Here is a 22,566-nt window from a genome sequence, read left to right as displayed (position 1 = left end):
CGGAAGCATCATGAGGCGGTTTCACGTTTCACGTTTTTCGTGCTATGCAAACCATTTTGAAGGAGGATCTCCTAAGGCATGAATAAGAAAACAGTAAAAGACATCGACGTAAAAGGCAAAGTCGTATTCTGCCGCGTTGACTTTAACGTTCCAATGAAAGACGGGGAAGTAACAGACGATACTCGTATCCGCGCTGCGCTTCCAACAATCAAACACCTTGCAGACCAAGGCGCGAAAGTCCTTCTTGCGAGCCACCTAGGCCGCCCGAAAGGTGAAGTGGTTGAGGAGCTTCGTTTAACTCCTGTCGCTGCGCGCTTAGGCGAACTGCTTGGCAAAGAAGTGAAAAAAGCGGATGAAGCTTACGGAGATGCTGTAAAAGCACAAATTTCCGATATGAAGGACGGAGACGTTCTTGTATTGGAAAACGTACGTTTCTACCCTGGTGAAGAGAAAAATGATCCTGAGCTTGCAAAAGCATTTGCTGAGCTTGCGGATGTATATGTCAATGACGCATTCGGTGCTGCCCACCGTGCTCACGCATCTACAGCCGGAATTGCCGAGCATCTGCCGGCGGTTGCAGGATTCCTGATGGAAAAAGAGCTTGACGTTCTCGGCAAAGCCGTGACAAATCCTGAGCGCCCGTTTACGGCGATCATCGGCGGAGCGAAAGTAAAAGACAAAATCGGCGTAATCGAAAGTCTGCTTGATAAAGTGGACAACCTGATTATCGGCGGAGGTCTTGCTTACACATTCGTAAAAGCCCTTGGATACGAAATCGGTAAATCTTTGCTTGAAGAAGATAAAATCGAGCTTGCAAAATCATTCATGGACCGCGCGAAAGAAAAAGGCGTGAAATTCTATATGCCTGAAGATGTGCTCGTTGCAGACGATTTCTCTAACGATGCAAACGTGAAAATGGTGCCGATCTCTGAAATCCCTAGTGATTTAGAAGCAATCGACATTGGTACGAAAACACGCGAAACGTATGCTGACGTTATCAAAAACAGCAAACTTGTCGTGTGGAACGGACCGATGGGCGTATTCGAAATCGACTTGTTCGCTCAAGGAACAAAAGCGGTTGCGGAAGCATTGGCAGAGGCGAAAGATACATACTCTGTCATCGGCGGAGGAGACTCTGCGGCAGCCGTTGAAAAATTCGGCCTTGCTGATAAAATGAGCCATATCTCTACAGGCGGCGGCGCATCTCTTGAATTCATGGAAGGCAAAGAGCTTCCTGGTGTAGCTGCACTGAACGATAAATAAAAACTGCTATAAGGAAGTGGAACAGATGAGAAAACCAATTATAGCCGGTAACTGGAAAATGAACAAAACTCTCGGCGAGGCTGTCAGCTTCGTTGAAGAAGTGAAAAATTCCATTCCAGCAGCAGACAAAGCGGAAGCCGTTGTTTGCGCACCAGCTCTTTTCTTAGAAAAGCTGACTTCTGCTGTTAAAGGAACTGACTTAAAAGTCGGCGCCCAAAACATGCATTTTGAAGAAAACGGTGCGTTCACAGGCGAAATCAGCCCGGTCGCTCTGAAAGACCTTGGCGTGGATTACTGCGTCATCGGCCACTCTGAGCGCCGTGAAATGTTCGCTGAAACTGATGAAACAGTTAACAAAAAAGCGCATGCCGCTTTCAAACACGGCATTGTGCCGATCATTTGCGTAGGTGAAACGCTTGAAGAGCGCGAAGCCGGAAAAACAAATGATCTTGTTGCCGATCAAGTGAAAAAAGGTCTTGCGGGTCTTTCTGAAGAGCAAGTTGCAGCTTCCGTTATTGCGTACGAGCCAATCTGGGCAATCGGAACAGGCAAATCTTCTACAGCGAAAGATGCAAACGACGTCTGCGCGCATATCCGCAAAGTTGTTGCTGAAAGCTTCAGCCAAGAAGCTGCTGACAAGCTCCGCATTCAATACGGCGGCAGCGTAAAACCTGCAAATATTAAAGAATATATGGCAGAGTCCGATATTGACGGTGCTTTGGTCGGCGGCGCAAGCCTTGAACCGCAGTCATTCGTTCAATTATTGGAGGAAGGTCAATATGAGTAAAAAACCAGCTGCACTCATCATTCTTGATGGGTTCGGATTACGCAATGAAACAGTCGGAAACGCAGTCGCACAAGCGAAAAAACCGAATTTCGACCGTTATTGGAACCAATACCCTCATCAGACGCTGACGGCATCAGGCGAAGCAGTCGGACTGCCTGAAGGACAGATGGGGAACTCTGAAGTCGGACATTTGAATATCGGCGCCGGACGTATTGTGTACCAAAGCTTAACACGCGTGAACGTTGCCATCCGCGAAGGTGAATTCGAACGCAATCAAACGTTCCTTGACGCCATCAAAAACGCGAAGGACAACGACAAAGCGCTGCACCTGTTCGGTCTTCTTTCTGACGGAGGCGTACACAGTCATATCAATCATTTATTCGCGCTGCTGAAGCTTGCGAAAAGTGAAGGGCTGACGAAGGTGTATATTCACGGTTTCCTCGACGGCCGCGATGTAGGTCCGCAAACAGCGAAAACTTACATTCAGCAGCTGAATGAGCAAATCGAAGAAATCGGTGTCGGCGAAATCGCCAGCATTTCCGGACGCTACTACTCCATGGACCGCGACAAACGCTGGGACCGTGTGGAAAAAGCGTACCGCGCAATGGCTTACGGCGAAGGCCCGTCTTACAAGAGCGCAATGGATGTAGTGGACGATTCTTATGCGAACGGCATTCATGATGAATTCGTCATTCCGTCCGTCATCACAAAAGAAAACGGCGAACCTGTTGCGAAAATTCATGACGGCGATTCTGTAATTTTCTATAATTTCAGACCTGACCGCGCCATCCAGATTTCGAACACGTTTACCAACAAAGATTTCCGCGATTTCGACCGCGGTGAAAATCATCCGAAAAACCTGCATTTCGTCTGCCTGACTCACTTCAGTGAATCTGTTGACGGATATGTGGCTTTTAAACCGGTAAACCTTGATAATACGGTCGGTGAAGTATTAGCACAGCACGGGTTAAAACAGCTTCGCATTGCGGAAACTGAAAAGTATCCGCACGTTACGTTCTTTATGAGCGGCGGCCGCGAAGAAGAATTCCCGGGCGAAGAGCGCATCCTCATTAACTCGCCGAAGGTCGCAACATATGACCTGAAGCCTGAAATGAGCGCGTATGAAGTGAAGGATGCTCTTGTAAAAGAAATCGCGGCTGACAAGCACGACGCGATCATCCTGAACTTTGCAAACCCTGACATGGTCGGCCACTCCGGAATGGTCGAACCGACAATTAAAGCAATTGAAGCAGTGGACGAATGCTTAGGCGAAGTGGTTGACGCCATCATCGCTAAAGGCGGCCACGCCATCATTACCGCTGATCACGGTAATGCAGACATTCTGATTACAGAAACAGGCGAACCGCACACTGCCCATACGACAAACCCAGTCCCTGTCATTGTGACGAAAGAAGGCGTGACGCTGCGCGAAGGCGGAATCCTAGGCGACCTCGCACCAACGTTATTAGACCTTCTCGGTGTTGAAAAACCGAAAGAAATGACCGGAACATCTTTAATTCAAAAATAAGCGTAAATCAAAAGGAGAGACAAACTCATGCCATACATTGTTGATGTTTATGCACGCGAAGTCCTTGACTCCCGCGGCAACCCGACAGTTGAAGTTGAAGTATATACAGAAACAGGAGCTTTTGGCCGCGCATTAGTGCCAAGCGGAGCTTCTACAGGTGAATACGAAGCGGTTGAGCTTCGTGACGGCGACAAAGACCGTTACCTTGGAAAAGGCGTGTTAACTGCTGTTAACAACGTAAACGAAATCATTTCTCCAGAGCTTCTCGGCTTTGACGTAACAGAACAAAACGCAATCGATCAGCTTTTGATCGAGCTTGACGGAACTGAAAACAAAGGCAAACTCGGTGCGAACGCAATCCTTGGCGTATCTATGGCTTGTGCGCGCGCTGCTGCTGATTTCTTACAGATTCCTCTTTATCAGTACCTTGGAGGCTTCAACTCAAAAACGCTTCCTGTACCGATGATGAACATCGTAAACGGCGGAGAGCATGCTGACAACAACGTAGACATTCAAGAATTCATGATTATGCCTGTAGGCGCGCCTAACTTCCGTGAAGCGCTTCGCATGGGCGCTCAAATCTTCCACAGCCTGAAATCAGTTCTTTCTGCTAAAGGAATGAACACAGCTGTAGGTGACGAAGGCGGATTCGCTCCGAACCTTGGTTCTAACGAAGAAGCGCTTCAAACAATCGTTGAAGCAATCGAAAAAGCCGGCTTCAAACCTGGCGAAGAAGTGAAACTTGCTATGGATGCTGCATCTTCTGAGTTCTACAACAAAGAAGACGGCAAATACCATCTGTCTGGCGAAGGCGTTGTGAAAACATCTGCTGAAATGGTTGACTGGTATGAAGAAATGGTTTCTAAATACCCAATCATCTCTATCGAAGACGGACTTGACGAAAACGACTGGGAAGGACATAAACTTCTTACAGAGCGTCTTGGCAAAAAAGTTCAGCTTGTCGGTGACGACCTTTTCGTTACAAACACGAAAAAGCTTGCTGAAGGTATCAAAAACGGCGTAGGCAACTCTATCCTGATCAAAGTAAACCAAATCGGTACATTGACTGAAACATTCGATGCGATCGAAATGGCGAAACGCGCGGGCTACACTGCCGTTATCTCTCACCGTTCTGGTGAAACTGAAGACAGCACAATCGCTGACATCGCTGTGGCAACAAACGCAGGACAAATCAAAACAGGTGCTCCGTCACGTACGGACCGTGTTGCGAAATACAACCAGCTTCTTCGCATCGAAGATCAGTTGGCTGAAACTGCTCAATACCACGGTATCAACTCTTTCTATAACTTGAATAAGTAATGAAAGAATGCCGGGAGATATTCTCCCGGCTTTTTTTATGCCTTCGGACTTTTCCCTCCTTTTTCATCATTTTCATTTGGTTAATAATATTCATTTTTTTCCTTTTTAAAGGAATCATTGTCCATCAATCGAAAGGAAGAGGTGTAATAAGAGGAGGGATTTTGATGAAATTTTCATTTATATCAGCTGCGGTGGCAGCAAGTGTTATATGGGGCGCGTCTGCCGGACCGCTGTCCGAAACCCATGCTCATTCAACAGTGAAGGCGCCGGTTTTTGATACTGACGAGGCATTGGACACCATGCATGCTCTGAGTGAAACCATCGGGCCGAGGGAAACGGGAACTGCGAAAGAAAAGGAAGCGGCTGAATACATATCGAATCGCCTGAGGGCTCAAGGCGCCGCTGTCCAAGTACAGACATTTCAATTGAAAAAGTATTTTTCAGGTTCAGTCACAGCAGGAGAGCATGAATTCCCGCTTCGCTCCGCTGATCAATCTGCTGTTGAAAAAGAGCTGAGAATAGAGGGCGCGATCTTTGACGGCGGCCTCGGATTACGCGATGACGTAACGGGAGCAAAAGGAAAGATTGCAGTAATCCGTGAGGGGAAGATCCCCATTTCGCAAAAGATAAAACATGCCGAACAAGCGGGAGCCAATGCAGTTATTATTTATAATCAGGCAACAAAACCGCTTGCTGTCCGCCCGCATAGCGGGAAAGGAATAACAATACCGGCGGCCGGTATGAAAAAAGAAGACGGTGAAGCATTGCTGCGGGAAAAGCAGGCAGTCATTCAATTTAAGAATTATAAAAACCGTACCTCACAAAATATCATAGGAACTCGCAAAGCGGCACAGGCCAACCCTTCTGATGCTGATATTATTTATGTCACAGCGCATTATGACAGCGTAAAAGGAGCGCCCGGAGCGGACGATAACGCCTCAGGCACATCTGCCGTTCTGGAAATAAGCAAGCAGTTTACACACATACCGAAAGATAAAGAAATCCGCTTTATCCTGTTCGGTGCAGAAGAATTATGGTCTGCGGGTTCATCTTATTACGTCAGTACACTTACGAAAGATGAAAGAAAGCACAGCCAGGCCAATTTTAATGCCGATATGATTGCGACTGACTGGAAAGAAGCGAGCCAAATGTGTGTCACCACTCCTGACGGCAGGGAAAATCCGAGTGTCCGGTATGCTGAAAAAGCCGCTGAACAATCCCGGCTGGTCAAGCCAAGCCTGATTCAGCTCGGTTACTCAGACCACGTCTCTTTTTATGAAGCGGGAATTCCGTCGGCTAACTGGATTTGGCTCAGCCCCGATACACATGAGCCGGGGCCCTGGTATCACACCGAGAATGATAATATGAAACATATCAGCAAAGAACGATTAGAGAAAGCGGGAGCACTCGTTACCGGAGCTGTAACTGAGGCTGTGAAAGAATAAAAAAACAGGCTGCGGCCTGTTTTTTTATATTGTTTTCTGTATATTCTCTCAATTAGGGGAGATTTTCTCACTTGTTACCAAATATGTACCATTTAATAGGATTTTATTTTATGAATAAAGGAAAAATAAATATATAATACTTAATTTATAAAAGGATGTAAAACCCATTCAACAAATTTTAACTTTTGTTATAATTGCGATATCGATCGATATTTGTATTAAATTGTAAAAAATAATACTCTTTTCTATCTATTAGGGGGCGAAAAATGAATACTGTCACAAAAGAAGCCAGCAACCTTGGTCAAAAACGGCTGTTACATCTGATTGAAACGAAGCAGGCGATTGTAGGCGTGTTAGGCATGGGATATGTGGGATTTCCTCTTGCACTGGAATGTGTTGATAAAGGATACAATGTTATCGGATTCGACAAAAACAGTGAAAAGGTTTCCTTGTTAGCCGCCGGAAGCAGCCATATTCAAGATATAGAGGACGACAGACTGAACTCTGCTTTACAAACAAAACGATTTCAAGTCAGTGCCGACATGTCGCTTATCCAAAAATGTGACATCATTGTGATATGTGTGCCGACACCCCTGGACAAAAAAGACAAGATCCCCGATTTATCCTACATCGACAGTGCAGTTGACAGCATGATCGCTTATGGACGACAGCATCAGCTTTTAATTTTAGAAAGCACCACCTACCCTGGAACAACGAAAAAAAAGATTGCCGAAAGAATGGCATCAAGCCGCCGCATGGAAATAGGAACAGACTTTTTTACGGCTTATTCACCGGAAAGAATCGATCCGGGCAACAGTCAATATGAAGTATCAGATATTCCTAAAGTAGTCGGCGGGATTACACAGACTTGCACAGAACTCGCCTCAGCGTTTTACAGCACCATCGTTACCAGCATTCACCCGGTCACCTCACCCGAAGTAGCTGAAACAGCTAAACTCCTAGAGAATACCTATCGTTATGTCAATATAGCTCTCATCAATGAAATGGCGCTTAATTGCCGTGAACTCGACATTGATATATGGGAAGTCATCTGCGCGGCGGACACGAAGCCGTTCGGCTTTCAAAAATTTATCCCGGGCCCCGGGGTCGGAGGCCATTGTATCCCGATTGATCCTTTTTACTTCAAATGGATTGCGAATGAAAAAGGGCTGCAGACAAAATTAATTGATCTGGCAGACGAAATCAATTCTAACATGCCGATTTCTGTCTCTGACTATGCCCTGAAACTGGCGGGCAAAGACAAATGCAGCATTTTAATAATAGGAGCCGCCTATAAAAAAAATACAAATGATCCGCGTGAATCCTCAGTGTTTACGATAATGGAAGAATTGATGGGCAAGGGATGCACGATTGATTATCATGATCCGTTTATCAGCAAGATCAGCTTGAATGACGGAAGCCGCAAACAATCTGTCCCTTTCACAAAAGAACAAATCAATCAATACGACGTCATCATCATTCATACAGACCACGATGTGATTGACTACAGTATTTTGAAGGATGCCTCACCGATTATCTTTGACACAAGAAATGTATGCAGGGAAAAATCAGCCGACAATTGCAGAGTTGTCACTTTATAGGAGTGAACGGTCATTAGTAATCGATTTATCTCTTTTCACAGACCTGATATGACAAGCGAAGAAATCGCAAGCGTCACCGAAACAATTCAATCGGGATGGATTTCGAAAGGCCCGAAGGTAATAGATTTTGAAAAAAAGCTGGGAGAATGTATAGGAGCCGAACACGTCATCAGCTGTAATTCAGGAACCGCTGCATTACACATGGCTTTATTGGCGCTCGGTGTGGGAGAAGGCGATGAAGTCATCGTGCCGAGCTTCACGTTCTGTTCCAGTGTCAATGTCATCCTGCACGCCGGAGCCGTTCCTGTGTTTGCGGATATATGCGAGAAAAGTCTGTGTGCAGATCCTGAAGATGTCAGGAAGAAAATAACGCCGCGCACAAAAGCGGTAATTGCGGTTCATTTTGCCGGCTATCCGGCTGATCTGGAAAACTTGCAGTCCATTTGTAAAGAACACGGATTATACCTGATTGAAGACGCCGCTCATGCGCTCGGTACAAAATATAACGGAAGTATGATCGGCACCCACGGCGATGCGGTGTGCTTCAGCTTTTACGCTACCAAAAATATTACGACGGGGGAAGGCGGAGCCCTCGTCATGAAAGACGAACAGGCCGCAGAAAGAGCGAGGCTGTACGGCTGGCACGGCATCACAAAAAATGCCTGGAACCGGTACGGTGAAAAAGGCAGCTGGAGATACGACGTTTTACTGCCGGGTTTTAAATATAATATGACGGATATTCAGGCCGCACTCGGTCTGGTTCAATTGAAACGCGCAAATGAAATTCAAGAAAAACGGGAACAGATCGCTCAATTTTATGTCCGTGAACTGTCAGGCCAAGCTGACAAAGCAGCGCTTCCGCTTTCTGACATTCCAAACGGCATAACGCACTCATGGCATTTATTTATTTTACGGATTCGAGAAAACGGCGGCATGGACAGAGATCTGTTTATTGAGAAAATGAAAGAAAAACAAATCGGGCTGAGCGTGCACTTTATTCCCGTGCATATGCATCCTTACTATAAAAAACATTTTCCTGCTGAGCTTCCGGTAACTGAACGTGTTTTCCGGGAGATCGTATCACTGCCTCTTTACAGCCAGTTATCAGATGAGGATTGCAGCTATATTGTTAAGTCTATAAAAGAAGTTTTGACTATCAGCCAGGAGGTTGGATCATGAAGAATATTGCGATTATCGGAGGGGCCGGTTTTATCGGAAGCGAACTGGCGGCGTTATTACAGACTAAAGGGTATCACACCATTATTGCAGACCAAAAGAAGCCGGCTTTTGACACTGAATACCGCCACACGGATATTCTTGACCGGACGTCGCTGCGCGAATCACTGAGGGGAGCGGATGCGGTTGTCCATTTGGCGGCAATGGTCGGAGTGGACAGCTGCCGAAGCAATGAAGAAGACGTCATACGGGTCAATTTTGAAGGAACGAAAAACGTCGCCGAGGTATGCGGTGAATTGGGAATCAGCACACTTCTTTTCTCATCGAGCTCAGAAGTGTTCGGAGATTCACCTGATTTTCCTTATACCGAGACAAGCAGAAAGCTTCCGAAATCGGCTTACGGAAAAGCCAAACTGCAATCAGAGGAATATTTAAGAGAACAAGCTTCCGATAAACTTCATATTCGGGTCGTCCGGTACTTTAATGTATACGGACCGAAACAGCGCGAGGATTTTGTCATAAACAAGTTTTTCAGTCTGGCCGAGAATGGCTCAGAGCTGCCTCTTTACGGAGACGGCGGACAAATACGCTGCTTCAGCTATATCAGTGATATCGTCAACGGAACTTATCTCGCGCTCGTTCATGAAGGAGCCGTCTTTGAAGACTTCAATATCGGGAACGACCAGCCGATCACGATAAAAGAACTGGCTGAGAAAGTCAATGTGCTCTCAGGCAGAGAGAAGGATAACTATCTGTTTAAGAAGCTCGGTGAAGACGGCGTAAGAGGAAAAGACATCGAGATTTTTAAACGGGCGCCGTCAATCGAGAAGGCGAAACGTTTGCTTGGATATTCTCCGAAAGTAAGTCTGAATGAAGGCCTGGAGATCATTAAAGATGAAAGACAAAAGCACAAACTTTCACTTTCCTAAAAACCCGGAAGAGGTCAAATATCCAATTTATCCGGGCCAGTTTTCAGTCAGGAGCCGTCTGCGCGCAGTGAAACACTTGCTTTGGGCTGAACAAAGCGGACTGACTGAAAAACTGGAAAAACGTTACGGAAAAGGGGTTGTGCTGACCTCCAGCGGGAGTGCGGCACTGGTGCTCGCATTAACTTATTCGGGAGCTGGGCGGGGAAAAGAAGTGATTTTCTCATCCTTCAGCTGCCCGAATGTCATTGATGCCGTGCTGCAATCCGGTGCGGCGCCTGTTTTTGCGCAGCTGGATGAGCATCTTTCCTTATCGTTCGAGGATGTCAAAAAAAAAGCGACGCGACAGACTTGTGCGATTATCCTCACGCATGTATACGGCCGGAGAGAAAATACCGCAATCATTGACTGGGCGAAGGAAAACGGAATTGTTGTCATTGATGATGCCGCTCAAGCCATGTTTACAAAACAATCGGATACATTTGCCGGCGGTCTGGGTGATTTCGGCGTTTTAAGCTTTGGTCCGTCAAAGCCGCTTGCGAGTATCGGAGGCGGCGCGTTAATTGCGCCGAAAGAATTGCTGCAGCAAAACGCAAATCCCCCGATGGAACGGCGCAGCCAAGTGACGGCTGACTATCGCTTCTATATCAGAAATCAAAGAATACAAGCTGTTATGAAACGGAAACGGCATCATCCCATTTCATATCTTTATAGAAAAGCGGGCGTGATGCCTTCCATGAAAGCCACAAAGCTCGAAGCACTGCCGGATAAACCGGCTGTTGTACCGGTGCTGCGCATGCATCCGGCAAGGGAAGCCATAATTGACGATCAGCTTTCACGTATGGATCAGCTCGTAACAGCTTCACTCCAAAACGTGGAGGCGGCAGGAGAAATCTTTGCAAAGGCGGAAGAGACATACGGCATAAGAATGATCCAGCCTCAAGAAGGAGAACATCTGAATTATTTAACGATCGTATTTCCCCGGGATGAAGAGCGGTATGGGTGTTCCGTTTATTTAGCTGAAAGAGGCATCCAAACATGCTGGAACTATCTTCCTCTCGAACGTATTCCGATTTATGAAACATATGCGGGAGATGGAGAGGAAGATCCGCTTTGGAAAAGAGTTCTTTCTCTGCCGTTTAAACCGCCTCTGCGCCAAGAGCAAATCAGATATATAGCCGAATCCGTTTTATCATATTGTGAACAAAAGAATAAGACTGAATAGTGGTGATAACTATGCAAAAAACAGCAGTATGCACGACCCGCGAGGCATGGGATCGAGCCGCTGACATGTATCAGGCGGGATTGTTTCAAAGCTATGATTGGGGAATTCTCATGGAAGAGCTTCCCGGCACGTCATTTCACCCTGTCAGACTGACAACGGACGGTGGACAAGTCATCTATCTTCCGCTTTTTGAACAGAAGGGCGTATTATCCGGCAATATGATCGGATACGGCGGCGTTATTTCAGACCGCCCCATCTCATTTGCATGGCTTCAAAGTGAAATCAAGGCCATATTCGGCCGGAACATATCCCGGATGCTGCTTCCGTACGGTCAGACTTCTTTTACAGAAGAAAGCGGAGAAGCGTGGACGGAGAAGGCGACACAGATCCTTACGCTTCCGGACACGTTTGACGAACTTTGGACGGGCATTTCCGGAAAAGCCCGGACGGCAGTCAGGTACGCTGAAAAAGAGAACACGGTCACCCGTCTGATCGGGCGAAAAGAACTTGGAGCGTTTTATGAACTCTACAAAGAACATACGGCGGCAATCGGCGCGGCTTATGTCCTGAGTGAAGGCTTTTTCCAAAAGCTGCTTGACCTATTTTCAGACCGGATGTTTTGGATAGGGGCATATCAGGAGGAAACACTGATCAGCAGCAGTATTTTTCTCTATGACCGCTCCCATTTCTATTATTGGCAGAATGTAAACAGCCCGGCGGGAAAAAAAGCGCAGGCCTCTTACTTATTGATGCGCGACGCCCTGCAATTCGCCATTTGCCGCAAGCTTCAATGGGCTGATTTTGGCTATTCACACAGTAAAGAAATCGCGAGACCGAAACGATATTGGGGAGCTGAAGAAAAACAATGCCGACTTTTTGCGAAAACGGAATGAAAACAATAAGCGGCCATCAATCCAGTTATCTGCCATGGTACGGTTTTTTTGAAAAAATGTATAAGTCGGATCTGTTTGCCATTCATGACACAGCTCAATTTGAAAAAAAAGGATTTCTCAACCGCAACAGAATCAAAACGCCGCAAGGCCCCAGATGGCTGACGGTGCCTTTACAGATGAAACAGTATAAAGACATAGAGCTTCGGAACATGAAAATCGATCAGACACAGGATTGGCAGAAAAAACATTGGATGGCAATTAAAATGAATTATGCGAAAGCCCCCTATTTTGAGCGCTACCAGCATTTTTTTCAGGATGTCTATCAGCGGGAGTGGGAATATCTCCATGATCTGAATATGCACATTATTGAATTTTTCCGAAAAGAGCTCCGTATTGAAACGCCGATGTGTTATGTTTCAGAGCTTGAATGCCGGAAGGAGAAAAAAAGCGATTTTGTTTTAGCGCTTTGTCAGGAGCTTGGGGCGGATCGTTATTATTCAGGCAGTCAGGGTTCCGACTATTTAATAGAAAGCGATTTTGAAAGAAACGGTATTGTCATTGAGTATCAGCAGATCAGACATTTTGGCTATCCTCAATTATTCGGGGAGCATATCCCTCACCTCTCCGTGCTTGATATGCTGATGAACTGCGGTGCGGATACAGCTGAAATGTTAGTCAAAGGAGGGCAATATGATGAAAGTAATGGTATTTGCAGCGCATCCCGACGATGAAATTATCGGCGTCGGCGGCACGCTCGCCAAACATGTCCGCCAGGGTGACAGCGTGTCGGCGGTCATTATGGCGGAAGGCAAATCATCAAGAAAAACCGATTATGAAAAGCCGGAAGAGTCCGTTATGGAGCATTCCCATCAAGAAACGGAACAGGCGCTCAGCACTCTGGGCATCCATGATTTTGTCAGGCTGAACCTTCCTGATAACAGAATGGATTCAATGGATTTGCTGGATGTCGTGAAGGAAGCGGAGAAACAAATCAGCCGTTTTCAGCCTGACATTGTGTATACCCAGTACGGGGGTGATATTAATATTGACCACTCCGTCGTATTCAGAGCGGTCATGACGGCAACCCGCCCGCTTCCCGGCCATACGGTAAAACGGGTTTTCGCCTATGAAACATTGTCTTCGACAGAATGGAATTATTGTCAGAAGGATCAGTTTCATGCCAATTTCTTCGTTAATATTGAAGACGAGCTTGAAACGAAATTGAAATCGATGGCGTGTTACGGCTCGGAGCTCAGAGACTTCCCTCATCCCCGTTCTTTGCAGGCGATAGAACATAATGCCCATGTGTGGGGAGCAAAATCGGGTTTTTCCGCTGCGGAAGCATTTATGCTTGTGAGAGGGACATGGTGACTGTCCTATGATTGCTCAAATTCCGTTTTTCGGACTTGATCCGAAGCAAATCGATGAAAAATGGGTGGAAGCGGGATACGGTCTGGAAGCGAATATTTTTGACGGCCATTCCTTTGAGGAAGCGGATTACAGCAAAACATTCAATCAGACGCTGGAATATGCAAAACAGCTTGATCCTTCATTATTGACGCTGCATTTCCCGACAGATCACGCCGATTATGTGCATGAAGAGCAAATTAAAAAACAGCTTTATCACTTTGCGGAGCTTGCTGTTAAATACGGCGCCAAAGGCATAACCGTCCATGCGAATCAATTTATGACGGTTGAAGAATTTCAAGTCTATGACCTGGAGGGCAACCGCAAAAAAATTGTTGAATTTTTCGCAGAGTTTGATGAGCAGCTGAAAGGAACGGACATTTGGATCGGTGTGGAAAACCTTCCGATCATCGGGAATCTGGGAGAGGATTTTGATCCGATTTTCATTTATCCTGAAGATTTTACAGAACTGGTTCAGCTGGATCTGAAGCATGTCGGTATTACGTGGGATCTGTGCCACTGGGCGATTACCTATCAGACTCACTTGTCTTCAGCGCTTATGTTCAGAAATGACCAGCTGAGATACCCGGATTTCTTTCAGTTTCTTTCGATAAAAGAGAGCATTAAGCATTATCACTTCAGCTCATTTCGCCAGCTGGCGTTCCCGCATGGTGATGTCCGCTGCTTGGAGGGCCGCCATCCGCGTGAAGGGACAATCGCTGAAGAGCTGCTCAGACGGGCTGCCGATACTTTGCAGGAGCTTTATCGGGATCAAGATACCGGCATTGTATTTGAGGTAATGGAAAAGGATTATACAAAAAGACGTGAATCATGGAGAACGCTGGAATGGTTCGGCGGTGTTTCTGATGAGGATCAAAAAAGGGCCTGATATGACGTATCGAACACCGAACTATGCAAAGCTTTGGTGTGCCCAGGTGTTTTCTTCAGCGGCGGACGGTGTCTGGCTCATTGCCCTGCCGCTGTTAGTATTAGAATTGACCGGCAGCAAAATTCTTGTCGGTGTTATCTCTTTTATCGAACTCGTGCCGTTGACATTCGGAGTGCTGGCCGGACCGCTGATTGATTTATTCCGAAAAAAGTCGATCTTGTATTTGTGCAACACGGGCCGTGCCGTCATTATGATCCTCTTGGCGGTGCTCAGCGCGAACGATTTATTAACCGTGTGGATTGCCGGGGTGTGCGCATTTTGTTTATCACTGCAATCGATGCTGTTTGCTCCGGCGAAAGTCGCCATCATTCCGCTGCTCGTCCGCAAACAGCATCTTGATCAGGCGACATCTCTGATCAATACGAGTGACTTGATCGGACTGATTGTCGGAAAATTGATCAGCGGTATCATGATTGCGGCTGTTCCGTTCGGACTTCTGTTTGCCATAAACGGAACTGCTTTTTTTATCTCCGCGGTATTGATCACATTCATTCGTATTTCAGAACAGCCCGGTGAAAAAAGCAGCGGCGCTGAAGATCTAAAAGCCGGATACAGAATGCTGAAAGGAAATACGGCATGGCTGACATCGGTCGGATACTTTTTCGTCGTGAACCTCGTCATTGCCGGTTTCATTTCAGTAATGGGGCCGATTCTTGCTGTGGAGCGTTTTCAGCAGAACTATTCTGTATGGTTTGCCGTCATGTATTCAATGTTTCAGGCGGGAATGCTTTTGGGCAATCTGGCCGTATTTTTCAAATGGAATACAAAACGCTTGAACCGGCTGTACCCGCGGACGTTAACGGCAGCGGGGCTGCTCATTATGCTCCTGTTTTTCCCCCTTCATGGGTTTGAGTGCATCATCTTCCTGGTGCTTGGCATCATCATCTCGTATATTGATGTGCAAACGGTGCTGTATTTCCAAAAGACGGTTCCGGCCGCATATTTCGGAAGAGTCTTTGCACTGATTTTTTCAATTGTAAAAATGGGAGAACCGCTGTCGGCCGCTGTCTACACAGGGCTTCTGCTGTTGATGAATGCGGACTATGTTTACGCAGCGGTCGGACTGACCCTTATAGTCGTTTTTGCTATTTTATCAGTCAGGCAAGGGAGTCAAAGAAATACAGAGAAACAAGCGGATCAATCTGTCTGAACTTTATACGAAGGGGCGCCGATATCAGCCGGCGCCCCTTTTTATCATAAGTCCATATAAAGCCTTATCATATCCCGGCATTGAATGCCGTTTTCAAAAATGTCTTCATCATAATGTCTGATAAAAAAATCATGGTCGACAGCCTGAATGCGGAATCCGCATTTTTGATAGAGTGACAGCTGATGAATACTCGAATTTCCAGTGCCGATTTCAATCGTGTCAGCTCCCGATTGTCTTGCTTTTTCAATGGCATCCCGCACCAGAAGCTTTCCGAATCCCCTGTTCTGCAGCGATTCTTTTACTGCGATGTTTACGATTTCTATCGTTTTAGGCCTTGTTTGCAATAAGACATAAACCCCTGCAAGCTCGTCTGATGCCCAAGCCGTATAGCACTCGCCTCTTGCAAGATAATCATCGACAATCTCCCGCGACGGATCGGCCAGCAGCAGTAATTCATACAGTGCTTCATCCGGCTCTCCGGCTTTTCGGATGCTCAATTTTTGCATGTCTGTTTCTCCTCCTTCATTGTGATCGACAGCTATTTTTTCAAAATAACTCCAAAATCATTCTACTTTATTATAAAATATGAAACATAGGAAAAGTTATACAAGTTTTGCAGATTGAATAGGAGGAAAGTCATGTTTTTTTGTAAGTATTGCGGCCAGCAGAACAATGAAGAGGCGCGTTTCTGTAAAGAATGCGGAAAGCCGATCGGGAAAGGAAGCCGACAGACGGCTGAAAAAGCGGCTGAACCTGCATCACAGCCGAGAAAGCCCATTCCTAAAAAAACGCTCTTCCTATGGGGAGGCATCGCTGCAGCGCTGATCTTATTGATTGCCGCATATAAAACCGGAGCCTGGCTGACATCTGAAAAAAGGCTCACGGATCAATTCGAACAGGCGGTTCATGACGGAGACACGAAAAAGCTCGCAGCCCTTCTCACCCCTTCAGACAAAAAACTGAAGCTGAATGAGACCAATGTCAAACCGCTCCTTGCATACGCAAAGAAACACGATGAACTGCTGGCATCGCTTCGCGGCGATTCGTCGGAAAAAGATGCCGTATACGTCAAAAAGGAGGGAAAAACCCTTCTCTTGTTTGACCATTACGAGCTGAAAGTAGACCCGGTTTATTTCCGCATCACAAGCAATTATAAAGGCGCCGATCTTTATATCAACAGCGAGAAAACAGGCACGGTCAAAAAAGCCGATGACACCCAAACATTCGGCCCCTACGCACCGGGTGTCTATACGGCGGAAGCCAAGCTGAAAAATGATACAGTTGATGTTGTCAAAAAGCAAGAGGCGGAGGCAGCCGGCAGCCGGAATGTTGAGTTTAACCTGCCGCTGGACGCCGAGGATGTGACGTTTACTCCGGCAGACAGCTTCAAAAACGCAAAAGGCGATCTGCTGATAAATGGCAAATCCGTTCATAAAGATCCTTTTACATCGGTTACATACGGCCCGCTCTTAACTGACGGTTCCATGACAGCAGCCGTGGAGGCTGATTTTCCTTGGGGGCAAACGAAAACCGCCGATGTTCCGATCAACAGTACTGATATGGAATTAACGCTTATCCCGGATCAAGATACACAAAAAACAATCATGGACACGATTGTCAAAACAACGAAGCAGTATACGAAAGCCATGGCAGACGGAAATACTGATCAGATGACCGAGGCCGGTTCAGCGTGGAAAGAGCAGACGAAAGAAGTGGTTTCAGGCATGAAGAGTTCCGGCACTTTTTTGAAAGATCAGTATAAAGAGACAAGCTTTGATCTTGATTCATTTGCGATTTCTCAAGAGAACGGCCGCTGGCAAGTAACCGTTACAGGTAAAGAGCTCCATCAGTCGGCGTATTTCGACGGGAATACGAAACCTGATATGGAAGAGGCGGAACCGAGCTTTCATTATGTACTCTCATATGATACAAAACATAAAAAATGGGTTTTTGAAAAAGCTGATCCAGCCTCAGATTCTTCTGGGACAAATGTGAAAAAAATAAAAAACGACCAGCCGAAGACCTACACATCCGCATGGGCATCATCCAAAGGAAACACAGCTTCAGGCAGCCTCACAAATGAACAAGTCACATCGTTTATGGTTGATTACCTGACAAACCAATCAAGCGCTGTCAGCCTTAACAATTTTGCCATCATGGCGGGTAATTTAGAAGAGGGAAGCCCTTTGTATGCTGATCAGCAGAAACTCGTCAAAAAACTGCACAGCGAGGGAACGACAGAAGTATTTAATGAAGTAAATGTAAAAAGCTTTTCGCAGAACGGTTCCCATCTGACGATTCATACGTACGAGGAGTTTTATATTACGAAAACCGGCGGCAGTCCAAAGCTCAGAACATACAATTGGACGTATGGCGGCGTTGTGAAAGACGGAAGAATTTATTTAACATCCATTCAATAAAAAAATCCCCGCGCCACTCAGGCAGCGGGGATTTCCGTTTTTAAAAGAAAAAATAATTCATGAGTTCTTTTATATAATGCTTGATCGTGAATTGAAAGGTTACGCAAATGATCAAATAGATGACGATAACAAAATAAGTGATATCCGCCTTAGCCGTAAGCTGATGCTGATAGCTCGCCAGCATGAGCGGGGGCACGGCAAACGCCGCTCCTAAAAGACCGACGACCAGAATGGTAAAGCAAACGGTTGTGTGCAGCAGCATAAAAATGAGTGCGAGAAGCAAAATAGCTGTAAACGGAATCAAAAATGCTCCGAATCTGGACAGCGAATCTTTAAACGACACCTGCGCGCCGCCTGCTTTTAAAGCGATAAAAATCAAAAGATATAAGCAGAAAACGCATAATGCAAAGGTAAGCGCCGGTTTGATCACAACTGCGGTAAAACTGACGTCACGAAAGCCGTCTGATAAAAGAATATACAGCATAATCGGCGGCACCAGGCAGAAAAGCACCATGTTGATGATGCTGCTGACAAGCTGTTCGCCGCCTGTCGTTTTACATGTCTGATACGGTTTCTTTAAAACATCAAGCACGAATAAGGCAAATTGCTTTGAAGCCTGCTTAGCGGCGGCCCCGGCCTGCGCGCCCTGGCCCTGCATCTGGCCTGCGCCTCCCTGTCCGGGCTGGGGCGCCCCGCACTTTTCACAAAACTTTCCGCCATCCGTTTGATGGCCGCATTGAGGACAATACATTATAAAACTCCTTTTACATGAAATATAGGGATTTTGTTCAATATTTACATTATAAAAGAAAATAGGACGGATGTAACGGAGATTTCTAAAGATATACAATTCAATGTCTTTGTTATTTGATAATAGAGAAAAAGTGCCCATTATGGTAGAATTTTAATGGAACTATTGATTCGGAGTGATAGAGGAAATTAACAGATGCTTAAAAAATTAAAAATGCTTTATCGGCTGTTGAAATTCGGCAAACATTTATGGAGATAGCACATGGAAAAAAACCGTCCTGATCAGGGCGGTTTTTTTCTTTTTCCGGATCGGCCGGCTGAGGTTACAAAAATCAGACCTCCGGGTAAGAATCATGCATAAGAAACAGCGGAAAACAAAACATAAACCAATAATGGCAAGCCATAAGGAGGTACGCATGTTTTCATTTATCATTCATGTCTTCATTTCCCTGTTTGCAGTGTCCAATCCCATCGGAAACGTGCCGATCTTTCTTTCGCTGACAGAGGGGTACCCGGAGAAAGAACGGACAGCGATCGCACGCAAGGCTTCCGTGCTGTCGTTTATCATCTTGGCGGCCTTTTTAATCTTCGGCCATCTGATCTTTAAACTGTTCGACATTAACATTCATGCTTTACGTATCGCGGGCGGCATTTTTATTTTCGGCATCGCTTATAATCTTTTGAACGCGAAACAATCCCATGTCCAGTCCCTTCACCATGAAGAGAAAGGGGAAAGCAAGGAGAAAGCCGATATTTCCGTGACGCCATTGTCGATTCCGATTATTGCCGGTCCCGGTACGATCGCAACGGTCATGAGCCTGTCGGCCGGCCATGGCGGCATCTTCCATTACATCAGCGTGCTTATCGGCATTGCGGCCGTCATCGCGATGACGTTCATATTCTTTCACTATTCATCCTTCATCAGCAACAAGCTCGGGAAAACCGAAATGAACGTCATTACCCGGCTGATGGGACTGATTTTGGCGGTGGTGGCGATCGGCATGATCGGCGCCGGCCTGAAAGGCATGTTTCCGATATTGGTTTCCTGAACTGAAAAAAGCAGCGCCCGGTTATGTTCGGGGGCTGCTTTTTTCTATTTTCGGCACATGCTGAAACACTTCTTCACTCTCAAAAAATTCTATCAAACGGCTCAGCCAGTCATAATAATGGAGCCAGTCCGTCAGTTCGTCCAACAGCTGACGGGCTTTTTCTTCAACGCCGGGACTGAGGTTTTCCGATTCCAGAAGCTCAGTCAGTTCGCGGTTCAGCTTTTTATACAGCATTTTGTTTTTGCTGACCGTCTTTGTCCAATTTGCCGTAAACAGGGAGATAAACGTCTGGTAATAATCACGCTCCACGTCGTAAAGATCTTTCCGAACGCCTTTTTCAAACACTTTTTCAGCCAGATTGGCATCGGTCATCTCACGGACTACCTGGCTCATTCTCGTTTTGCTCATTCCGGTCGCCTCTGACAGCTCATTTAACGTCATCGGCTTGCGGTTCATATAAATAATACCGAGCACACGCCCGAGGGTGGCCGGCATTCCGAATGTATGCATATTCTCGGCGATTCTCTCAATGAGATGCTCTTCAGCATGCCTGATGATATCAAGAGCGTTTTTTTCCACAGCTGATCATCCCTTCACTGGCTTTTCATGGAGACAATATATCATATTTTTTACAGTTGTTGAAAAAGACAATGCGGCAGGATATGCGAGCTATCGGGAGAGATTGTAAGAACGTCCGCATTGTCAGCGGGATAACATGAAATAATACGTATATTATATATAATTTCAACACATTGTAAACTTTTTATTTTATAAATTTCATCTTATAATAAAGATTATACTTTTCAGAAAAATAACGGAACCCTTCGGAGGTGCACGGATTGCTGAGATTAGAAAATGTTTCAAAAGTCTATAAAGGCGGTAAAAAAGCTGTCAACAGCATTGATTTAACGATCGAAAAAGGCGAGTTTATTTGTTTTATCGGGCCGAGCGGCTGCGGTAAAACAACGACGATGAAAATGATTAACAGACTGATTGAGCCGTCATCAGGAAAGATTTTCATCGATGGCGAAAATATCATGGAGCAAGATCCTGTGGAGCTGAGACGGAAAATCGGCTACGTCATTCAGCAGATCGGACTTTTCCCCCATATGACCATTCAGCAGAACATTTCCCTCGTGCCGAAACTGCTGAAATGGCCGGAACAAAAGCGGAAGGAACGGGCGCGTGAGCTATTGAAGCTCGTCGATATGGGCCCGGAATATTTAGACCGCTATCCTCACGAACTGAGCGGCGGACAGCAGCAGAGAATCGGCGTGCTGCGCGCCCTGGCGGCGGAACCGCCTCTTATTCTCATGGATGAACCGTTCGGAGCGCTTGATCCGATTACGCGTGATTCGCTTCAGGAAGAATTCAAAAAACTGCAAAGAACGTTGAATAAAACGATTGTGTTTGTGACCCACGATATGGATGAAGCGATTAAGCTGGCTGACCGGATTGTCATTTTAAAAGCGGGAGAGATCGTTCAGGCCGGCACGCCTGATGACATTCTCAGAAATCCGGCTAATGAGTTTGTCGAAGAATTTATCGGCAAAGAACGGTTATTGCAATCAAGACCGGACATTGAACGCGTCGAGCAGATGATGAACAAAAAGCCTGTCACCGTTACGGCGGACAAAACGCTTTCGCACGCGATACAGGTGATGCGGGAACACCGTGTCGATTCCCTGCTTGTCGTTGATGACCTGAATGTGCTGCAAGGATATGTTGATGTCGAAATCATCGATCAGAACCGGAAAAAAGCGAGCCTCGTCGGCGACGTGCTCCGCTCTGATCTGTATACGGTCGAGCAGGGTACACTGCTTCGCGATACCGTACGCAAAATTTTAAAGCGGGGAATGAAATATGTACCCGTTGTTGATGAACAAAGGCATTTAGTCGGGATTGTCACGAGAGCGAGCCTTGTCGACATCGTTTACGATTCAATCTGGGGCGAGGAAGACCAGCTGGTGACAGGCTGACAGGGGAGGAACTCTTACAATGAATGAAATGATCAAGTTTTTGCAGACGAACGGCGGAGAACTGTTATATAAAACGTGGGAGCATTTATACATTTCGATCATCGCCGTCATATTAGGCATTCTCGTCGCCGTACCGCTCGGAGTGGCGCTGACGAGGATGAAAAAGGGCGCAGGCGCCGTCATCGGCGCCGTCAACATTGTGCAGACCTTGCCGAGTCTTGCGATACTGGCGTTTTTTATCCCGCTGTTAGGGGTGGGAAAGATGCCGGCGATCGTCGCGCTGTTTTTCTATTCGGTGCTGCCGATTCTCCGAAACACATACACCGGCATTCAAGGCGTAAACAAAAATCTATTAGAATCGGGAAAGGGCATTGGGATGACCGTCTGGGAGCAGATCAGGCTTGTGGAACTGCCTCTTGCCATTCCGGTGATCATGGCGGGCATCCGCACATCCACCATTTATCTGATCGGCTGGGCGACGCTTGCTTCTTTTATCGGAGGCGGCGGACTCGGAGACTATATTTTTATCGGCCTGAACCTCTATCAGCCTGAATATATTATAGGCGGCGCCGTGCCTGTCACCATTTTAGCCATTATCATTGATTATCTGCTTGCGGTGACGGAACGGAAGGTGACGCCGAAAGGGCTGAAAGGATTGAAGGAAGTATCATAAGGAGTTGGCTGTTTTGAAAAGAAAA

21 protein-coding genes are annotated in these 22,566 nt (G+C 46.4%); 18 read left to right on the top strand and 3 right to left on the bottom strand.

Features of this window, described 5'->3' with window-relative positions:
• The first annotated feature begins 78 nt into the window (after positions 1-78).
• From BAMF_RS37090 to BAMF_RS37025, 14 genes are all read left to right on the top strand, one after another.
• Positions 79-1,263, top strand: coding sequence for a phosphoglycerate kinase (locus BAMF_RS37090; RefSeq protein WP_013353662.1), 1,185 nt, complete (start codon positions 79-81; stop codon positions 1,261-1,263).
• 25 nt (positions 1,264-1,288) lie between these two features.
• Positions 1,289-2,050, top strand: coding sequence for a triose-phosphate isomerase (gene tpiA / locus BAMF_RS37085; RefSeq protein WP_013353661.1), 762 nt, complete (start codon positions 1,289-1,291; stop codon positions 2,048-2,050).
• On the top strand, positions 2,043-3,578 hold the full coding sequence (gpmI, locus tag BAMF_RS37080) for a 2,3-bisphosphoglycerate-independent phosphoglycerate mutase (protein ID WP_013353660.1): 1,536 nt from the start codon (positions 2,043-2,045) through the stop codon (positions 3,576-3,578). Before tpiA ends, gpmI begins: the two co-directional genes overlap by 8 nt.
• A gap of 27 nt (positions 3,579-3,605) precedes the next feature.
• A complete protein-coding gene (gene eno, locus BAMF_RS37075; RefSeq protein ID WP_007409956.1) occupies positions 3,606-4,898 on the top strand; it encodes a phosphopyruvate hydratase in 1,293 nt (430 codons plus the stop codon).
• 164 nt (positions 4,899-5,062) lie between these two features.
• Complete coding sequence (locus tag BAMF_RS37070; protein WP_013353659.1) at positions 5,063-6,343, top strand: M28 family peptidase; 1,281 nt, start codon at positions 5,063-5,065, stop codon at positions 6,341-6,343.
• Positions 6,344-6,609: 266 nt separating this feature from the next.
• Positions 6,610-7,944, top strand: a complete 1,335-nt coding sequence (locus BAMF_RS37065; RefSeq protein ID WP_013353658.1) for a nucleotide sugar dehydrogenase — start codon at positions 6,610-6,612, stop codon at positions 7,942-7,944.
• 48 nt (positions 7,945-7,992) lie between these two features.
• Positions 7,993-9,123: a DegT/DnrJ/EryC1/StrS family aminotransferase gene (locus BAMF_RS37060; RefSeq protein WP_013353657.1), complete on the top strand. Its 1,131-nt coding sequence runs from the start codon at positions 7,993-7,995 to the stop codon at positions 9,121-9,123.
• On the top strand, positions 9,120-10,049 hold the full coding sequence (locus tag BAMF_RS37055) for an NAD-dependent epimerase/dehydratase family protein (protein ID WP_013353656.1): 930 nt from the start codon (positions 9,120-9,122) through the stop codon (positions 10,047-10,049). The genes BAMF_RS37060 and BAMF_RS37055 overlap by 4 nt, the downstream gene beginning before the upstream one ends.
• On the top strand, positions 10,015-11,271 hold the full coding sequence (locus BAMF_RS37050; RefSeq protein WP_013353655.1) for an aminotransferase class V-fold PLP-dependent enzyme: 1,257 nt from the start codon (positions 10,015-10,017) through the stop codon (positions 11,269-11,271). The genes BAMF_RS37055 and BAMF_RS37050 overlap by 35 nt, the downstream gene beginning before the upstream one ends.
• A gap of 11 nt (positions 11,272-11,282) precedes the next feature.
• Complete coding sequence (locus BAMF_RS37045) at positions 11,283-12,164, top strand: GNAT family N-acetyltransferase (protein ID WP_013353654.1); 882 nt, start codon at positions 11,283-11,285, stop codon at positions 12,162-12,164.
• Complete coding sequence (locus BAMF_RS37040; protein ID WP_013353653.1) at positions 12,137-12,895, top strand: WbqC family protein; 759 nt, start codon at positions 12,137-12,139, stop codon at positions 12,893-12,895. Before BAMF_RS37045 ends, BAMF_RS37040 begins: the two co-directional genes overlap by 28 nt.
• The gene (locus BAMF_RS37035; RefSeq protein WP_014471049.1) at positions 12,858-13,535 is read left to right on the top strand and encodes a PIG-L deacetylase family protein; all 678 of its coding nucleotides are present in this window, start codon (positions 12,858-12,860) and stop codon (positions 13,533-13,535) included. The genes BAMF_RS37040 and BAMF_RS37035 overlap by 38 nt, the downstream gene beginning before the upstream one ends.
• A gap of 7 nt (positions 13,536-13,542) precedes the next feature.
• Positions 13,543-14,460 (top strand): TIM barrel protein, encoded by a 918-nt coding sequence (locus BAMF_RS37030; RefSeq protein WP_013353651.1) that lies wholly within the window; start codon positions 13,543-13,545, stop codon positions 14,458-14,460.
• Complete coding sequence (locus tag BAMF_RS37025; RefSeq protein ID WP_014471047.1) at positions 14,438-15,670, top strand: MFS transporter; 1,233 nt, start codon at positions 14,438-14,440, stop codon at positions 15,668-15,670. The genes BAMF_RS37030 and BAMF_RS37025 overlap by 23 nt, the downstream gene beginning before the upstream one ends.
• Before the next feature lie 44 nt (positions 15,671-15,714).
• Here the strand turns inward: BAMF_RS37025 and BAMF_RS37020 are convergent, their stop codons facing one another.
• Entirely contained in the window at positions 15,715-16,176 is a 462-nt protein-coding gene (locus BAMF_RS37020) for a GNAT family N-acetyltransferase (RefSeq protein WP_013353649.1), read from the bottom strand.
• A gap of 132 nt (positions 16,177-16,308) precedes the next feature.
• Here BAMF_RS37020 and BAMF_RS37015 point away from each other — a divergent pair, with 132 nt between their 5' ends.
• Positions 16,309-18,090 carry a zinc ribbon domain-containing protein gene (locus BAMF_RS37015; protein WP_013353648.1) on the top strand — a complete coding sequence of 594 codons (1,782 nt, stop codon included), beginning with the start codon at positions 16,309-16,311 and terminating at the stop codon, positions 18,088-18,090.
• 40 nt (positions 18,091-18,130) lie between these two features.
• Here BAMF_RS37015 and BAMF_RS37010 read toward each other — a convergent pair whose 3' ends face one another.
• Positions 18,131-18,841, bottom strand: a complete 711-nt coding sequence (locus BAMF_RS37010) for a hypothetical protein (RefSeq protein WP_013353647.1) — start codon at positions 18,839-18,841, stop codon at positions 18,131-18,133.
• 415 nt (positions 18,842-19,256) lie between these two features.
• Here BAMF_RS37010 and BAMF_RS37005 point away from each other — a divergent pair, with 415 nt between their 5' ends.
• Entirely contained in the window at positions 19,257-19,889 is a 633-nt protein-coding gene (locus BAMF_RS37005) for an NAAT family transporter (protein WP_014471043.1), read from the top strand.
• Between the two features lie 21 nt (positions 19,890-19,910).
• On the opposite strand, the gene BAMF_RS37000 is transcribed toward BAMF_RS37005, so the two are convergent.
• Positions 19,911-20,468 (bottom strand): GbsR/MarR family transcriptional regulator, encoded by a 558-nt coding sequence (locus tag BAMF_RS37000; protein WP_013353645.1) that lies wholly within the window; start codon positions 20,466-20,468, stop codon positions 19,911-19,913.
• A gap of 260 nt (positions 20,469-20,728) precedes the next feature.
• Between BAMF_RS37000 and opuCA the strand changes: the two genes are divergently transcribed.
• Entirely contained in the window at positions 20,729-21,868 is a 1,140-nt protein-coding gene (gene opuCA / locus BAMF_RS36995) for an osmoprotectant ABC transporter ATP-binding protein OpuCA (protein ID WP_013353644.1), read from the top strand.
• A 19-nt stretch (positions 21,869-21,887) separates the two neighbouring features.
• Positions 21,888-22,541, top strand: coding sequence for an ABC transporter permease (locus BAMF_RS36990; RefSeq protein WP_013353643.1), 654 nt, complete (start codon positions 21,888-21,890; stop codon positions 22,539-22,541).
• Positions 22,542-22,566: the final 25 nt, after the last annotated feature.

Source organism: Bacillus amyloliquefaciens DSM 7 = ATCC 23350 (assembly GCF_000196735.1).
Lineage (GTDB): Bacteria > Bacillota > Bacilli > Bacillales > Bacillaceae > Bacillus > Bacillus amyloliquefaciens.
This window is presented reverse-complemented; position numbering and strand designations above follow the sequence as displayed.

Coding starts and splice junctions, on each gene's coding strand:
- BAMF_RS37090 (WP_013353662.1), top strand. CDS start 79: ATGAATAAGAAAACAGTAAAAGACATCGACGTAAAAGGCAAAGTCGTA.
- tpiA (WP_013353661.1), top strand. CDS start 1,289: ATGAGAAAACCAATTATAGCCGGTAACTGGAAAATGAACAAAACTCTC.
- gpmI (WP_013353660.1), top strand. CDS start 2,043: ATGAGTAAAAAACCAGCTGCACTCATCATTCTTGATGGGTTCGGATTA.
- eno (WP_007409956.1), top strand. CDS start 3,606: ATGCCATACATTGTTGATGTTTATGCACGCGAAGTCCTTGACTCCCGC.
- BAMF_RS37070 (WP_013353659.1), top strand. CDS start 5,063: ATGAAATTTTCATTTATATCAGCTGCGGTGGCAGCAAGTGTTATATGG.
- BAMF_RS37065 (WP_013353658.1), top strand. CDS start 6,610: ATGAATACTGTCACAAAAGAAGCCAGCAACCTTGGTCAAAAACGGCTG.
- BAMF_RS37060 (WP_013353657.1), top strand. CDS start 7,993: ATGACAAGCGAAGAAATCGCAAGCGTCACCGAAACAATTCAATCGGGA.
- BAMF_RS37055 (WP_013353656.1), top strand. CDS start 9,120: ATGAAGAATATTGCGATTATCGGAGGGGCCGGTTTTATCGGAAGCGAA.
- BAMF_RS37050 (WP_013353655.1), top strand. CDS start 10,015: ATGAAAGACAAAAGCACAAACTTTCACTTTCCTAAAAACCCGGAAGAG.
- BAMF_RS37045 (WP_013353654.1), top strand. CDS start 11,283: ATGCAAAAAACAGCAGTATGCACGACCCGCGAGGCATGGGATCGAGCC.
- BAMF_RS37040 (WP_013353653.1), top strand. CDS start 12,137: ATGCCGACTTTTTGCGAAAACGGAATGAAAACAATAAGCGGCCATCAA.
- BAMF_RS37035 (WP_014471049.1), top strand. CDS start 12,858: ATGAAAGTAATGGTATTTGCAGCGCATCCCGACGATGAAATTATCGGC.
- BAMF_RS37030 (WP_013353651.1), top strand. CDS start 13,543: ATGATTGCTCAAATTCCGTTTTTCGGACTTGATCCGAAGCAAATCGAT.
- BAMF_RS37025 (WP_014471047.1), top strand. CDS start 14,438: ATGAGGATCAAAAAAGGGCCTGATATGACGTATCGAACACCGAACTAT.
- BAMF_RS37020 (WP_013353649.1), bottom strand. CDS start 16,176: ATGCAAAAATTGAGCATCCGAAAAGCCGGAGAGCCGGATGAAGCACTG.
- BAMF_RS37015 (WP_013353648.1), top strand. CDS start 16,309: ATGTTTTTTTGTAAGTATTGCGGCCAGCAGAACAATGAAGAGGCGCGT.
- BAMF_RS37010 (WP_013353647.1), bottom strand. CDS start 18,841: ATGTATTGTCCTCAATGCGGCCATCAAACGGATGGCGGAAAGTTTTGT.
- BAMF_RS37005 (WP_014471043.1), top strand. CDS start 19,257: ATGTTTTCATTTATCATTCATGTCTTCATTTCCCTGTTTGCAGTGTCC.
- BAMF_RS36990 (WP_013353643.1), top strand. CDS start 21,888: ATGAATGAAATGATCAAGTTTTTGCAGACGAACGGCGGAGAACTGTTA.